A 16547-nucleotide genomic window follows, 5' to 3' on the forward strand; every position below is an offset into this window, starting at 1 on the left:
CGCTAAAGGGACGCTTGGTTAAGTGCGGGGGTGAAAAGGTGGGAATAGCGAGCGAGACCATAAAAGAGATTTCAATTAAGGTTTCCCAATATTTCTTGGATTTCTTAGAATCTGATTTCAAGCGTCAGCAAGCGCCACGCCGACGGATAGTTTTGCAAAATGACAGCGGTTTTCGATCTGCTATGCGTGTTGCTGCTTACCCCCTGCTTCAGCACAATCTTTGGCAAATTCTGGGAAAACAATTTGACCGCGCCCCAGGTCTGAAATTCCAGCCGAAGGTCTATTCACGCCCTATCAGCAACACTCTTCGCGCGATTGTCAAGGAACAGATCAAGGCAATCTCAGAACCCGAATTGCGCAATGTCCGTTCTGTCCTGCTCACAGAGGTTGGTAAAAGCGTTGGTATGGCAATAGATAACCCAGAGAATTGGGTCGATCATATCAGGACCAAGTTAGCTGAAGAGGTCGGTAGCCAGATTGTCGCTCCATTACTCGCATTGCTTGACGGTCCATTATCGCAACAAGCGTACTCCGCTCATGATTCAATATATTCGGCTGAGTCTGACATTATACCCATTGTCATCAGTAAGCTCGATGAGGTTTTGCCGGAAATTTTAAGTAGATTTCTAGCCACAGGGGAAAAAGCCGAGTTGGCAGAGGCTTTGGAAGCACTCCTATCCATCGAACTGATCCATGGCGATTTGATCAGCTATTTCGAAAATTTTATGGCGGCTGACGCCTTTCTTGAGTTCCGCGATCTAGAAACATACGCGATGACAGGCGAAGGTCTTCAGCTTTATCTCTACATTGGCCAAATGAAATTTGGAGGGCACTCTTACCCACTGTTTTACGTACCTATTGAAGTTGAGCGCCTGTCGGAAGGCGGCTACCTCTTTAGCCTCCTTAACCATTTGTACGCAAACAAGCGGGCGATTGACTATGTGCTGCAGGAGTTGGGTGAGCGCGCAAAAAGACAGTGGCTCAACCCGATAAGCGATCGCATTGTCTATGTGTCGCCCGACCAAAATCTCTTCGAAATTGTGCAGCCGCTCTTTACGAAGGTTGCCAATGCTCTCGATCTTGGAGGAGAAATTGAGCTCAAGGCCGGCTCTATTGCAGAAGCCTCGAATACAAATGTGCATCTATCGACAGCGCTTCATTTCGCCGTCTCTGATCGGTCAGACGAAGCGCTCCTCAATGATTACGAGGAAATGATAACGCAAGCACGCCTCAATCAGGCGGGAGTAATGGAGCTGTTCGAAGGCATCGTCGGCAATGTACTGGTAGAAAATCCAACTAGCATATCAGCTGACGTAGATGCCGAATGGGATAACAGGTCAATTGTTGATCGCGTGGTAATCGACTCGCCAGTGCCTCTCAACGAAGAGCAAATTAAAATCCTTTCTGCGATCCAGAACCCTCAAGGTCGTATAATCGTGGTTGAAGGCCCACCAGGAACTGGGAAATCGCACACGATTACCGCGATCGCAGCCGACTGCGCGCTAAAGGGAAAATCTTGCCTTATTTTGTCTGATAAGACGGAGGCGTTGAATGTCGTCGAAGACAAATTGTCCAAAACAATGAGCCAAGTTCGACACAGCAAGGATTTCGTCAACCCAATACTGCGGCTTGGGCAGGATAAAGCAAATTTCAAAAAACTTACTTCGCAGCAAACTCTTACGCAGATTTCTGCCTATGTTCGGGCTAGCAAGGCAAATCAGCCACGAATAGTCGGTGAGCTCTCAGACACGCGTGAGATGATGAAGGACAGAATAGCTCGCACAAGCGAGACGCTGGGCAGTATTTCACTCAAAGACCTAGCCGACCTTCATACACTCGAACAGGAGGTCGAGCACTTCAGCCCAGAACTCGTGCCGATCCTGCAGGCAGTAGGTCACGAGACCCTGATCTCCAATCTCTCTGAATGTGTGAACAACACTGTTTCTTTGCAACCATATTTGCATGAGCTGATTAACCGTGGTGCCACCGATTTGGCGACGATGGAAAAGGAAGCTCGGTTGGACGTTGCAGCCTTGGATCTTTATGAACAGGTTGATTCAACAGCCTTGGCACTTTTTGAAAGTTGCTCAATTCAACAATTGGCTAATATAAGCCGTTGGCTTCTCGAATTTGACCAAATGAAAATGCCGGTGTTTGGATATCTTTTTCGAGGCTCAGCGATCCGTGGGATCGAGCGCGACTTAAACACAGAGTTGAACGCGACACGTCCAATTTTGTTAAAGCGCGAGGTCGACACGCTTCGCGAAATGCAAAGCGGCACGACCAAACTGAAAATGGGCTTGGCGGAGTTTTCACTTGATGAAAGAGACCTTCCCGAGGTGTACTCGAGAATAGCGCAGAACCGTTTAGCGCCTCGGATCGCGACGAATGTTGCAAAACTATTAGCAGCCCTTCTGTCCCGCATGGGTGGAACAATGCCAGACAAACTGTTCATTGGCGACCCGGAGCAAATCGCTGGACGATGGGTAGTCGGGCTCAAATATCTGCGCTGTTGGATTACCACGCGTTCAGCTTTTATCAAAGCACCGGAATTCGACTATGCGGGAAGCAAATCGGTCCTCGAAAGACTTAACGTCTCGGTCATGAACACTGAAGTAGACAAGCGCCTTGTCGATTTCATGGACACATCACGCGCAGATGCCCGGGTTCTGTCTTCGATCATCGCAAATCGTCAAAAATTTCCGGAAGAAAAATTTGACAACGTCAAGAATGCCTTTCCGGTTATCATCGCAAACATTCGGCAATTTGGTGAATATATGCCGCTCGCGCCAGGCGTGTTCGATGTTGTCGTGATTGATGAGGCGTCACAGGTTTCTGTTGCCCAAGCCTTTCCGGCGATGCTTCGCGCAAAAAAACTGGTTGTGCTGGGAGACAGCAAGCAGTTCAGCAACACAAAATCTTCCAACGCTAGCATTGCACTCAACGAGAAGTACAAGGCAGAACTCAATGCCTATTTCAAACAAAAAGTAGCGAGTGATGCAGGTACGCTTCAACGCCTGTCCCGGTTCGATGTGAAATGCTCAATTCTGGAATTCTGTCAGCTTTGCGCCAATTATTCGATAATGCTTAGGAAGCATTTTCGTTCATATCAGGAACTCATCAGTTACTCGTCGCAGACATTTTACGGCAGTCAGCTTCAGGCGATAAAAATTCGTGGTGTACCGGTCGATGAGGTTATCCGTTTTGATCAGATTGACGTCGGCGACGCAAAGACAACGCGCGGTACCAATGAAGCGGAAGCCCGGTTCATCCTTTTGCAGCTTTTAGAATTGCTCGAGGAAGACGATCCTCCCACCGTTGGCGTTATCACGCCATTTCGTGAGCAACAGACACTACTTTCGAAGATGCTTTTCTCTCATGCTTCGGGCGCTGATTTTCAGGATCGGCTTCGCCTTAAAGTTATGACGTTCGACAGCTGCCAAGGCGAAGAAAGGCAAATTATCTTCTATTCGATGGTTGCGACTTCTCAAGAAGATGCTTTGAATTATGTGTTCCCCGTCGATCTTACAGACGCCGAAGAGCGGGTCGAAGAAAAGCTTAAAGTTCAAAGGCTCAACGTTGGATTTAGCCGCGCTGAGGAAATGATCTGGTTCGTTTTGTCGAAACCAATAGCCACCTTTAAAGGGTCAATCGGACGCGTTCTTAACCATTATAATAATCTTCTTCAAAGGGGTGACATATCTGTCGACCTCACTGACCAGAATAGCCCGATGGAAGCTAAAGTTCTCGACTGGCTGCAAAAAACACCATTTTTCCAGGAAAACCGGGACAACATTGAAATTTTGCCTCAATTTCCAATCGGGGATTATCTCCGGCAACTCGATCCGACTTACAATCATCCTGCGTGGCGAGTGGACTTTCTCGTCACATATTCCACGGACAAAGGCTCGGCTAGTATTGTTATCGAATATGACGGGTTCGAATATCACTTCCAGCCAGGAAAGTCGATTAATGTCGGAACACATGAGCGGTATATGCTGGAGTCCGATATCGAGAGACAACTCACGCTTGAAAGCTATGGATATCGGTTTGTGCGCATCAATCGCTTCAACCTAGGCAATGACCCGATCACGACATTGTCGGATCGCTTGAGCAGACTTGTCGATCAGATTGAAGGCGAAAAAGATGTTAAGGCAGTTGAGGAAGTGCAAGCGATAGCGGGCGGCCTTGCGTCGAAAGAACTGAAGCCCTGCACAAAATGCAATTGCATCAGGCCGCAATCTGACTTTTTTGATCCTGCTTTGAATGGTGGCACAGGTGCAATTGGAAGAGTTTGCATGGCTTGTAAACGGGCCGCTCAACTCCAGAAGGCAGCAAAACCGCGGGGAAGTTTCAGTAACAATCGGCGCTATCGCAGACGATGGCGTTAGCGACATTCTTTAAAATCTGGCGATTAAGATGTTATCGTTAGCGTAAACGAACCAAAGATCCTGTGAATAGGCAATATGATAGGTAGTTTAGCTAGCCGGTATTTTCTCGACGACCTCCCGGGTGCGTCGCAGTCGGGTGCTCGGCTCAATGGAATATTGAAGAAGATCGACGACGGTGTTCCGCTTAGCGGATTGTCGCTAGGATTTTTGGCGACAAATAAACTCGACGCCCTTTGCCTGTTGGTTGCCGGAGAGATTTGTTGGGAGGCCTTTCAGCAAAAGGCAAAACTAGAGCGCGCGGATCGTATTGCACTTGCTGATAAGCGCGCCGCTGAAAGCGCGGAAGCGCTTGCTGCACAGGCCATGCAGCGCGCTGCCGAACTCAAGGAGTTTTTTGCCGCACAGGCGCGCGATCCCAAACTCAGAAGGCAACGTGAAGCTAAAGAACTGAGACAACGTTTCGGGATCGGATTTGTAGATTCGGAACAGTATCCGCGCGTGATGTCGCTGCTTCGGCGCGTTTCCAGCGGCGATCGGCTGACTGCGGATGATGTTGTCTGGCTTCAGACCGAAGCTGAGGATTGCTGGACCGAAGAACTTCAACGAGCATGGCATACGATTGAGGCAGAAGCGCTAACGCGCGAATGGGAAAGATCACACGACCCCTGGAACGCCATCAACGCAAGCAGTCACTGGCGAAAGGCAGCGAAACCGAGCTCGGCGTTGGGATTGACGGACGAGGCACTCGCAAAAGCGGGAACTGAAGCCAAAGTGCGTTCTGCGCTTCTAACTACACGTGGAGGAGCGTTCCGCGACCTGCATAACCTTGATGAAGCAAAGGCGATGGGACTAGAAGCGCATGCATTGACGCCGAAGGACTTTCGTCCATGCACGTTGCTCGGCGCTGTTCATATCGAGCTCGGTGACTTGATAGCGGGGCGCGAATGGTATGTGAGGGCCGAGAAACTTGGCGCGGACAGACACGCCATCGATCAAGACTTGCGCGCATTGCTGTCCCGAACACCAAGATCGCAGAGGCAGCGGATAATTGAGTTTTTGATCGAACAAGATCCTGAGCGCTTTGGCTGGTTGCTCAGAAAATGACGAACGAGACGAACGAGACGAACGGTCTGTCATGATCATTGTTCCCGATGATCCCGGCCCAGCCTCACCAGCTGAGTTTTTGAAGGCCAACGTCGTTAAGGTGTTTGATGGTGACGGCTTTTTGGCGAACGTCTGGCATCCTTTGCGCGAAGCCTGGGTTCCACGCATCCCCTTTCGCTTCGCATTCATCGATGCACCTGAGATTGAACAGCCTTTCGGCCCTGAATCGCAGGCATTTCTTCAAAGTTTGATCGCCGGGAAAACACTTCGTCTTGATCCAATAGGTAAGGAATCAACCGGCGGTGTTCCGATTGATCCGTACAAACGGATGTTGTGCATGGGATACCTGACCGAGCAATTGGAGGTAGGCAGGATCAACTATTATCTAAACGGTCTGTGCAGCACAGGCACCGTTAAGAACGCTCGCCCAGCTACCCGAAACATTGAGCTTGAGATGATCGTAAATGGCTGGGCTTGGGTGGTCGAGCGATGGACATTCGAGCGCGAAGACGAATATTTCAGGGCGCAGCAGGACGCGCAGCGAAATCGGCGCGGGCTATGGGCTATGGATAACCCCGAGCCGCCATGGGATTTCAAGCGGCGTCAGCGGCGCAAGAAACCCGAAGAAAGTGGGCAGGGCACATTGTTGTAAGCGATAAATGACGACTTAAGTTTTTCGGCTTCTGGTTATGCAGCGTACCGACCGTCCTTTAACCGTCTTGCTTGGCCGATTGCCGCGAGTGCATCCAGCACAGGCTTGACCGAAGCGGCGCGTTTGCCCTTAAAATTGCGGGCGATGTCTTGCGCGGCAAGCGGGGTTGGTGCTGCTGCGAGGACGGCGGCGATTGCGCTGACTTGGTCTGGCAGCTTTTCGGGCCAAGGGATGATATTGTCCGGTTGCGGCGCGGCAGCCTCACCCAGATCGAGCGTGGCGTTGACGGGCGCAGAATAGTCGGGCGCTTGATAGTCGGGGCGGAGCCAGCGGATTACGCCCTTGGACTCTTCGGCGGCGCGCGCCTTGTTCAGCGCGACGATGCGGGTCAATATTTCTTCGTCCGCCAAGTTCGCATCCCAGCCATAAGCCTGCGCTACCAGCGCATCGATAGCATCATGATGTTGGCGGATCATCGTCACGAGACCCTTGTCATGAATGTCCCGCTCCCCATCGGTCAGCGCGCGGTTTTCTTTTAGCGCGCCCAGCACATTGTAGAGCTTGGTGAGCGTCAGATCATCATGCTCGGCTAGCACGCGCTTGCGCAACGCGTCGAGCGCCTCAGCCTCGACACGGAGCCTGTCCTTCAAAGGCTCGGGGACATCGGTGGGGAAGGGGAAGGGGTCGAAGCATTGGGTTTTGCTGTAACGAGGCCGATCCTCAAGCGTTCCGCCCGCCTCCATTGCCCAAAGGACATGGAAACGGCTCGACAGGACGCCAAGATGATAAGCGTCGTCCAGCGCAATACAGACCAGCATATTATCCGGCAGGATCGACATGGGCAGGAACTGGAACACGCGGTGCTTGGCGGTTTCGATGGTGGCGATGTAGCGCTTCACGCCCGCCAAGGCCTTGCGGATTTCCGGGCGGGTCTTGCCAAACAACCACCATTCTTCGGCATATTTCTTAGCGTCGGCGGTCTTGCTCTTCGATGCCTGTCCATCGCGCTGCGGTCGCACGGCATTGATCAAGTGCTGATACACTGCCGGATAGCCATCGCGCACTTGCGCTTCGCTCAGACCGTAAAGGTCTATCACCTTCACTCCGCGTGGACGGGACGCGAGATCGCGACCGTTGCGATAGTCGAAGATCACGTCGGGCTCCACACTGCTTCCGCTTCGAATCCTGCTCTGGGATTCACTCGCGCCAAGCTGTGCGGCCTGTTCTGGCGTGACGATGTAACCGTCGCCCATCAACTGAACGCCGCGCGAAGCCAGCTTCTCATTCGCTTTCAGCGGACCGGTGCTCGATACATCGACTCCGGTGCGCAGATCGCTGCTGATCGCGCCGATACTTTCCGAAAACTCCACCCGCTCCGGCGCTGCGCTTTCATCTGAGACCGAGAGCAACCGCCCTTCGGCCTTGCCCTTGGCCGCAACCGTCATCGCAATACGCACGGCTGCCCCGTCCTTCTCATCGACCCAAGGATGGTTGGGAGTGGCAAAGAGCAGGCTCACGCGGTCCTTGGCTTCCAGATACTTGGCAATCACGCGCCGACTGAACACCTGCGTGATGCTGTTGGTCGTCACAAAGCCAAAACGCCGCGTGGCAGATTTGCTCACAGCCAACGCCGCCTTGTCCCACCAGTGCATCACGAAGTCCGCGCTTTCGGGGACATCGGTGGTTTTAAACAAAGCCTCAAAATAGCCATCGCCCAATCGTTCGCGAACATCCTTGCCGCCAATGAACGGCGGGTTACCAACGATGAAATCTGCCTTGGGCCATTTGGACGCGCGCGGTTTGATGTAGCGATAAACCTCAACCTGTGCCTCTTCATCGGGCACCTTCTTGCCCGTCACAGGATGATCCTTCATCGTCTCGCCATCCCAGCGCGTCATCGGCTTGCCTGTATCATTGCAGACGAGTTCGCGCTTGTCCCAATCGATCAGGGCGTCCCGATTTTCGATTGTGCGCACATCGCGCAGGATAGGCTCAGGCGGGGCTTTGTCTGCGCCGTTGACGCGGAAATGCCATTGTAGATATCCGATCCACAGCACCAGCTGCGCAATCGCGGCGGCACGGGGGTTGATCTCGATTCCCAGAAAGTTTTCCGGCGTGATGGTGTGGCCGCTAATCTCTGCAACATATTGGTCGTCGCCCAGCTCGATCAGCAGATCAAGCACTTCGCCTTCTAGTTCTTTCATCCTCGCCATTGCGACATAGAGGAAATTGCCGGTACCGCACGCCGGATCAAGCACCTTGGTCTGCGCCAGCTTAGCGTGAAACGCTTCGACATGCGCCTTGGCCTCATTGGCCTTGCCTTCGCCGATCAGCTCAGACGCGGCGACGCGCACGCCGTTCCAATCCGCTCGCAGCGGTTCCATAATCGTCGGGCTGATCAGGCGTTCCACGTAGGCGCGCGGGGTATAATGCGCGCCAAGCTTTGCCCGCTCTTTGGGGTTGAGCGCGCGTTCCAGCAGTGTGCCGAAAATCGCAGGCTCCACCTCTGTCCACACATGCTCGCCCGCCTGGATCAGCACCTCGAGTTCTTCGGCATCAAGCGGAATCGCGGTGCGTTCCTTGAACAGATAGCCGTTGAACTTTTTGAGCGGCACGCCCAGCGCAGGCGAGAATTGCCCCTCATCCATTGCCGCCCATAATGCGGCCAATTGATGTTCCAGATGTTCCGGGTGCGCGCGCTGGTTTTTAAGCAGATTGGTGAAGCTCTTGTGCGGGATAAGACCACTGTCTTCGGCGAACATCGTGAACAGTACCCGCATTAAAAAGCCGCTCGTCGTTTCGGCATTATAGCCGCGCTTTTCAAGCCTGCGGGCTACCGTCGCGAGCAGATTGGCAATATCACGTGTGACGGCGGCGGCGCGCGCGGCGGGGTCGATGCTTTTGGGGTTGGTCCAGATCGCGCGCAGCCGATCACGCACTGCCTCATCGTGCAGATCCTCCAGCATGATGCGGTAGCGCGCCCGATCCGGGAATTGCGCATAAGCTTTCCCCGTTCCGGTGAAATCGGCATAGACTTCGATGCAATAGCCAATATCTGCCACAAGCAAAATGGGCGGCCAGCCATGGTCTATGGGCAGTGCCTTGGCATAGCGTTCGGCCTGCCCTTTGGCCTGCACCATCGCCTTGGCCCAGCCCGGCGTGCCGCGCCGCGCAGTTCCTCGCTTGACGCGGGCACTGGCGGTCTGGCCGAAAATGTCGAGATCGTCTTCGTTACGTTCTGCCGCCGCCCGATCGGCCTCGCTGCCTTGCTTAGCTTCGAGGATGAACGCGCCCCGCTTGTAGCAATCGATGCGGCCGAAGCTTTGCGTTCCATCGCCATTATCCTGAAATACGCGGCGCTCGAACACGTAATCATTATGCACATCGTCGGTCCGGCTGCCCGCAGGCGCGTCAATTCCGAGTATCTGGCACAGTCCGTTGATGAAGCTCTGCGTATTGGCGAGTTCCGAACCTCCCGTATCGCGCCATGCGGCAATAAATGTATCGATGTCGGAAAGCCCCTGCATGGTTCTGGTGTTAAGCACAGCACGGGTTCCCAAGCAATGACAATGGCGGGCAGAGCCTTCTTCATGGGCGTTCCAAATCAAAGCCGTAGCCGCCCAAATGAGCATCCCCTTTCATGACTAATCCACGCCCCTGACCGGACCCGGGCAGGTCTGCAACCCGCACTCATGCGGACCGTGTTGCTGCGCTTCGCGCCGCTGCCCGCACCACTCCTGTGAGCGGGGTTTCCCTCGCTGCGCTCGGTGCAGTCCTGCCCGTGCCCGGTCTTAACGGGGCTCAGTCAAAGGGATGGTCCCTTGGACAGTTAGAAACAGCTTCGAAAGGTCAAATCCATGAAAAACACAGTCACTCTCGTCGGCTTCGTTGGCAACACTCCCGAAGTCCGTAACACCCAGTCAGGCGCAACGATTACCACGGTATCACTCGCAACCACCCGCAGCTTCAAAGACGGCGAAGGCAATCGCCAGACCGAGACCGAATGGCACCGGATCACCTGCTTCAACGGCGTCGGCAAATGCGTTGCTGAGCATGTCGCCAAGGGTGCGATGATCATGGTCACGGGACGTATCCATTACACCAAATGGACCGATCAGAATGGTACCGACCGTTATGGATGCGAGATCATCGCCGAGCAGGTCGACTTCCTCGCCAAGGCGAAGGAAGCCTTCAATGATGAACCCAAGAAGCGGCGCTCAAAGTAGCGCCGCAGCATCACTGATCGTCGAACAAAAAAAAGGTTCCGCAGCACCCGCTGCGGGGCCTTTTTTAGTGCCAACGCCGCAACACATGATCTGCCAAAAATGACCCGCCATTCGCAGGGCAGGGGGTTGGCGGAGAGGCGCGGAACGCCTCGCGTTTTGACCACCAAATATGGCTATTTGCTGACCATTTGACGGAAAACTGCCAAAAATAGTGAGGCGATGTCTGCCCGTTTTTGATTCCATTCAGGCGCCAATCGGGCTATGAAATCCGTCGAAACCCGCAGTTTCATGGGCTTATTTCCAAGTCGGTTTAGGTCATAGAATCCACCTTTGGAGCACTGAAAATGCAAGCACACCGTACGCAGTGGGCTGCAGGGTGCAAGTTATTGGTAGAATTGGCAAAAACTGGAAATTTCGAGCTGGTGTCAATCCGATTTGCCTGCAAATCGCGATTTGCAATCGCGTCTGCGAAGAGGATAAATACTGTAATAACAATAACCTATCCTGACAAGTCGCGCGCAAGTCGCGATTTGCGCGCCAGTTGCCAGCGATCAGCTCGTTAGATCGCCCATCAGACCGATTTCGTCCCGTTCCGCAGCTCGTCGAGGTAGTCACTCCACCATTGCGCCATGGCCACGCGCTCCTTCCAATGGGCCCCGCGATGGTACGCGGCGCGTACCTTGTCGGTGTCGCCGTGGGCCAGTGCGCGTTCGATGGTGTCGGGGTTCCATTTACCGCTTTCGTTGAGCAGTGTGGATGCCATCGCGCGGAAACCGTGGGCGGTCATTTCGTCGGTCGCATAGCCTAGGCGACGCAGCCCGGCGTTGATCGTGTTGTCGCTCATTGGGCGTCGGCGGGTGCGGACGGAGGGGAAGACATAGCCGCTTGGGCCGGTCAGCGGCTGCACGCTATTTAGGATCGCAATGGCTTGGCGCGAGAGCGGGACGACATGTTTCTTGCGCATCTTGGTCTTGCTCGCCGGGATCGTCCACAGCGCCCCATCCAAATCGATTTCGGGCCATTCCGCGTGCCGAAGCTCACCAGGCCGGACGAACACATGTGGCGCGAGCTGCATCGCGAATTTGGTGATCGGCTGGCCTTCATAGCCATCGATTGACCGGAGTAGCTCGCCCACCCCAGCGGGGTCGATAACCGCGCCGTAATGTGTGACGGTGGGGCTCGTCAGTGCTCCCTTGAGGTCACGCGTTGGGTCGGACTTGAGGCGTGCTGTGGCGACCGCATAGCGGAACACAGAGCCTGCCAGCTGGAGCGTGCGCCGGGCGCTTTCGAGTTTGCCTTTGACTTCGATCCGGCGAACCGCGACCAGCACGTCAGCCGGCTCAATCTCGGCGATCGGCATGGTGCCGATTGAACCGCACAGGATTGACAGAAGGTACTCGCAACGCTTGGCGGTAGCCGGTGCCCACGCGCGCTGACCGTCCCGTCTGCGCTTGTCGCAGAATTCTGCGGTGATGGCAGCAAAGGTGTTCTCGGCCTCCAGCTTCGACCGGACTTTGTCGCGTTGCTTTTCACGTGCCGGATCCTTGCCGGCGGACATAGCTTCGCGGGCTTCGTCAAGCCGCCGACGTGCCTCGCCCAGGCCGATTTCCGGGTAGGGACCAATCGCCAGTTTCTTCTCGCGACCATCGACCCGGTACTTGAACCGCCAGAGTTTTCCGCCCGTTGGCTGGACCAGCAGGAACAGGCCGTGGGAATCACCCATCTTGTAGGGCTTTGGTCCCGGCTTAGCATTGCGGACGGCGAGGTCAGTAAGTGCCACGATTTCAATCCCTTCCATCCCAAGTGGCCCCCAGCCTGGGGGCCACTCGAATTGACCGAAACCCACTTGGCCCCCAAAATGGCCCCCTGATTCGCGAGATGCGGCGAGAAAATGCGGGCGTAAGCGGGACAAATGCGTTGTGAAAACCCTAGAATTTCCAGGGGTTTCGTAGCATTTTCGGGATGTTATGGGAAGGGAGGGCTGGAGCGGGTGAGGGGAATCGAACCCCCGTCGTCAGCTTGGGAAGCTGCTGCTCTACCATTGAGCTACACCCGCGATTCGCCTTCCATTAGATACGCATTGAATAGCACTCACACCAGTCCGCTAAGGTAAGTCGTCAGGACGATTGATATTCCGTAAGGGAACATCCAGCTCAACTCGACGCGCACTTATGTGATCGGCGAAGCGATAGACCGATCGATTTTGCGGATCGGCAAGCCAGTCGATCAGCGTCGTGCGGACGGATACGGGCCAAAGCCCGACAATCGGCATGTCCGCGACGATGGCCGGACCTATGCCCAAAAGCGCGGAAAGGCTGGAAGGCAACCCGATGACATCACAACCCGAACTGAGCACCGCATCAAAATCATGACGCCATGCAAGATCGAGCGCGCCTGCAAGACCGCCGAGCGGACCGATCCTCGCTTCCGGAATATCCGCTACCGTTTCCAGCCCGGGCCATTGCTTTCCAGCGACAACCAGATCCGCAACCTGCGGGCGAAGCGCGTCTGCCACATGGTCGAGCAGCGGTTTTCCCTCAAAAAGCGCCTCGGCCTTGTCAGATCCAAAACGGCGCGATTGCCCGCCGGCAAGGATCGCGCCCAATAGCCTCATTTCAGCCGGGCTGCGTGCCAGGCGAGATGTTCGGCCATGAAGGTCGAGATGAAATAATAGCTGTGATCATAGCCCGGCTGCATCCGGATCTTCGCCTTTTGTCCTGCCTTGGCGCAGCTTTCCTCGAGCAAGTGCGTCTTGAGTTGTTCGGCGAGGAAATTATCGGCCTCTCCTTGATCAACCAGCAAATCTGGCAGCTTCGCGCCACCCTCGATCAACGCACAAGCGTCATAGTCCGCCCAGCTTTGGCGATCTTCCCCCAGATAGCCGCCCAACGCCTTATGCCCCCAAGGCACCTGACTTGGCGCGACAATCGGCGCAAAGGCCGAGGTCGAACGGAACCGCCCCGGGTTGCGCAATGCAATTGTCAGCGCGCCGTGGCCGCCCATCGAATGGCCCATGATACCCTGGGCGGACATATCGACGGGAAAATGGCCCGCGATCAATTCGGGCAGTTCGCGCTCGATATAGCTGCGCATCCGGTAATGCTTGGCAAAGGGCACTTCGGTCGCATCGACATAGAAACCTGCGCCCAGTCCGAAATCATAGGCGCCATCGGCATCGTCGGGCACGCCCTCCCCGCGCGGGGAGGTATCGGGCGCGACGAAGATCAACCCGAGTTCGGCGCAGGCCCGGCGAAACTCGCCTTTCTCAGTCACATTGGCGTGGGTGCAAGTGAGGCCGGAGAGATACCAGATCACCGGCAGTTTCGCACCCGGTGCGTGGTCGGGGACAAAAACCGAAAAGGTCATGCGGGTTCCGGTTTCGGCGGAGTCATGGGTGTAAACCCCCTGCGTTCCACCGAAGCTCCGATTGGTCGATAGCATTTCATATGTCATGCCGCAGCCAAAGCCTGTTGCAGCCAGCGGGTCAAGTCAGTTGCTTGCCGCGATCCTTTGCGCGGGTTTCAATACGATCTGACCCAGATCCACCGTCGGGTTCTTGCGATCGAGCGCGGCTGCAACGCTGATCTCGGGCTGAACCCCGACGATGCCCGCCGCGACCGCGCCAACCCTCAGGCGATATTGGCCATAAGGCACGCTTTCGAACAGGAAGAAGCCGTCATATTCGGCACGCGTGGTTTTTACGGCACGACCGGCCTTGTCGAGCAGTTCCAGATCGACCCCGTTCATCGCTTTGCCGCCCTCTTTGAGCAGATAGCCGCTGATTTCCCCCGCCGAGACAAGCGGAAGCTCGACAATGATCGGCACGCCCGGGCGCGGGGTGACAACCATGCCGCTATTGGCAGGCTGCACGAACGGATCGGGCAGGCTGCCTGCGTCGATCCCGATCAGGATCGGCTTATACGGCTCTAGACCGCCGATGATCGTTTGGCCGTTATCGTCGGTAGCTTTCCCGCGGCCATTCAAGCCGGCCGTAATTTCTACAGCTTTTTCAACAGGTTCATTCGTTTGACGGACACCATCGGCATTGAGATCCTGATAAACCAGCACCGCCGCCTGACCGCTTGACGCCAGTTTCTCCGAAGAGATGTGGAAGCCCTTGCCATGCGGGTTTGGCCCCATGCTGAAAGCAATACTCAGCTGTGCGGCAACTGCGCCATCGGTTGCGCCCATGACCTGGCCAGTCAGTGCGAACTTGTCGAAATGCCGCGTATAGCCGAAAGTCGCCCGCCCGCGCTTGTTGAGCGCGTCGTAGCCAAATTCGGCCCGCCAATTCGCCTTGTCGTCAGCACGCCATTCGCCGGTGATGCGCGATTCCTTGAAACCGGCATCACCGAGCAGGCCAAAGCGCGCCTCGCCGCGCAGGCGCAATCCGCCGACACGGCCACTCAGGCGCAGCGATGCATCGAGCTTTTGCGGGGGATCGGTACCAAAGGCGAATTTCATCTGTTCCCAGACAAGGTCGGTGGAAGCATTTATATTATTGATATTAAACGATAATCTAGCCTTGGCCTCAAGCGAGCTATTGCCGTTGAGCCATTCGCGATAGGTCGCGCTGACACCATAAGGTATGGATTTATTGCCGATTTTCAGGCTGTGGTCGACCGACAGCATATGTTCGGCGCGCAATCCGGGCAGATATTGCTCGCTGCGGAAGCCACCAAACAGCCAGAGTGACTGGGCACCGACCATCGCCTGGCCAAATTGTCCCAGCATCTGCCCGCGAATGGCATAACCGCCGTCGATATTGGCCGCACCCGCCACTTCGATCAGCGTCGGGCCGACCGCACGGCGAATCATCGCTTCGGCATAGCTGTCGCGGCGCCCTTCATAGATCGAACTGATCGCCGAAGCGCCGATCGAGGTCTTTGCATCGAGCCCGCGCTCGACACCAAAGCCGGCGCGCAGGCCATTATAGGGCCGATCGTCGCTATCACCGAAGTTGAACAGGTCACGCCCAGCATCCTGGACCCCGGCCCAATAGTAAGTTTCGCGCGGCGGGATCGAATTGGCCCCGACCGGGATCATTCGAACGTCGCGCTTGATCTGCCCCTGCGGGCCATAGAGCACAACCTCCATCCGGTTCTGCCCATAGAGCAAAGGCACATCGAGAAATTCGTAGCGCCCGTCGCCGCGGCTCTGGAAATAGCCGATCAGCTGATCATTGCGGTACAGTTCGGCATCCCAGCCATCGGGCAATTCGCCACGGAAGCTGGTGCGATCAAAATTGTCGGGGCGCGAGAGCGGCCGGTTGGTCGCGAACAGGCCGCGGCCGGGTGTCGACTGACTACCAACGAAGGATGCTGGTAGATTCACGTCACCCACACCGAAATGCGTTGCCTTGAACGGCCCAAGCAGATCGCCTTCTGCGCTGGTGCGATAGGCACGGACGCGGAAACTTTCTGGAACACCACTTTCATTGGAGGAAAGCCGCGCATCAAAGGAGGCGCCAGCAACTTCACCGCTGGCAAAAATATCATAGCGTGCGTTGAACTTGCCCGAACCCTGCGCTTCCTTGGCAAAGCCGGTTGACGCCACGACGTCGACCGAGGGCGTCCGCCAAAAACGATAGGCATCCTTGGCCTGTGGCAGCGTGCGCAGGTCAAATGTCGCCGCAGGGCGGACCTTCGCTGCGCGTTCCTTGCGTTCTTCGGCCATTTCGAAGGGCAGTTTGCGATCGGCCTTGACCACCAGCAACGCATCGGAGAGATCGGGTGTCAGCGACACTTCGAGCCAGCGGCTCAGCGCCTTGCTGTCGACACACCAGCCTTCGGGAGTGTCATAAATGTCCGACGCTGCAAGCGCCGAACTTTTGTTCATGATTTGTACTCTATTGGCTTCGCGGTCGAGGGTGAATGTCCGGCTTTCTTCAAACAACCAGCCAGTCGCGCGGCGCGACTTTTTGTCGAGCCGGACCGGAAGGTCGAATGCAATGATCAGATCGGCGAAATCGATGCAGGCGCCGGCATCGGTCTGATATCCACGCACGCCATCGCCCACGCGATAGCGCCCGACGCGCACATCAAGGAGCAACTGGTCATCGTCATTGGCTTTCCATCCTGCCGCAAACGCAGGAACCACCGGGGCCAATATGGCTCCGGTGGCTAGGGCCAGGGCGATAAAGCCCCGGCATAGTCTGGAAAGAAACGACTTCAT

9 protein-coding genes and 1 tRNA gene are annotated in these 16547 nt (G+C 55.6%); 4 read left to right on the forward strand and 6 right to left on the reverse strand.

Annotated features, from left to right (window positions below; translation table 11 throughout):
* Nucleotides 1-95: 95 nt before the first annotated feature.
* The 3 genes from ABL922_RS01135 to ABL922_RS01145 all read left to right on the forward strand — a co-directional run bounded on the left by ABL922_RS01135 (nt 96) and on the right by ABL922_RS01145 (nt 6147).
* On the forward strand, nt 96-4391 hold the full coding sequence (locus tag ABL922_RS01135; protein ID WP_349022367.1) for an AAA domain-containing protein: 4296 nt from the start codon (nt 96-98) through the stop codon (nt 4389-4391).
* Nucleotides 4392-4547: 156 nt separating this feature from the next.
* The gene (locus ABL922_RS01140; RefSeq protein ID WP_349022368.1) at nt 4548-5495 is read left to right on the forward strand and encodes a hypothetical protein; all 948 of its coding nucleotides are present in this window, start codon (nt 4548-4550) and stop codon (nt 5493-5495) included.
* A gap of 31 nt (nt 5496-5526) precedes the next feature.
* Nucleotides 5527-6147 (forward strand): thermonuclease family protein, encoded by a 621-nt coding sequence (locus tag ABL922_RS01145; protein ID WP_349022369.1) that lies wholly within the window; start codon nt 5527-5529, stop codon nt 6145-6147.
* A gap of 35 nt (nt 6148-6182) precedes the next feature.
* Here ABL922_RS01145 and ABL922_RS01150 read toward each other — a convergent pair whose 3' ends face one another.
* Nucleotides 6183-9692, reverse strand: a complete 3510-nt coding sequence (locus ABL922_RS01150) for a DNA methyltransferase (protein WP_349022370.1) — start codon at nt 9690-9692, stop codon at nt 6183-6185.
* Between the two features lie 312 nt (nt 9693-10004).
* On the opposite strand from ABL922_RS01150, the gene ssb reads away from it, so the two are divergent.
* The gene (gene ssb / locus ABL922_RS01155) at nt 10005-10373 is read left to right on the forward strand and encodes a single-stranded DNA-binding protein (protein WP_349022371.1); all 369 of its coding nucleotides are present in this window, start codon (nt 10005-10007) and stop codon (nt 10371-10373) included.
* A gap of 571 nt (nt 10374-10944) precedes the next feature.
* Here ssb and ABL922_RS01160 read toward each other — a convergent pair.
* From ABL922_RS01160 to ABL922_RS01180, 5 genes are all read right to left on the reverse strand, one after another.
* A complete protein-coding gene (locus ABL922_RS01160; protein ID WP_349022372.1) occupies nt 10945-12153 on the reverse strand; it encodes an integrase arm-type DNA-binding domain-containing protein in 1209 nt (402 codons plus the stop codon).
* Between the two features lie 202 nt (nt 12154-12355).
* Nucleotides 12356-12429, reverse strand: a tRNA-Gly gene (locus ABL922_RS01165).
* A 48-nt stretch (nt 12430-12477) separates the two neighbouring features.
* Nucleotides 12478-12987 (reverse strand): molybdenum cofactor guanylyltransferase, encoded by a 510-nt coding sequence (locus ABL922_RS01170; RefSeq protein ID WP_349022373.1) that lies wholly within the window; start codon nt 12985-12987, stop codon nt 12478-12480.
* The gene (fghA, locus tag ABL922_RS01175) at nt 12984-13826 is read right to left on the reverse strand and encodes an S-formylglutathione hydrolase (protein ID WP_349022374.1); all 843 of its coding nucleotides are present in this window, start codon (nt 13824-13826) and stop codon (nt 12984-12986) included. The genes ABL922_RS01170 and fghA overlap by 4 nt, the downstream gene beginning before the upstream one ends.
* Nucleotides 13827-13862: 36 nt before the next feature.
* Nucleotides 13863-16547 carry a carboxypeptidase-like regulatory domain-containing protein gene (locus ABL922_RS01180; RefSeq protein ID WP_349022375.1) on the reverse strand — a complete coding sequence of 895 codons (2685 nt, stop codon included), beginning with the start codon at nt 16545-16547 and terminating at the stop codon, nt 13863-13865.

Origin of the sequence: Sphingorhabdus sp., from assembly GCF_040079335.1 — a bacterium.
Lineage (GTDB): Bacteria > Pseudomonadota > Alphaproteobacteria > Sphingomonadales > Sphingomonadaceae > Sphingorhabdus_B.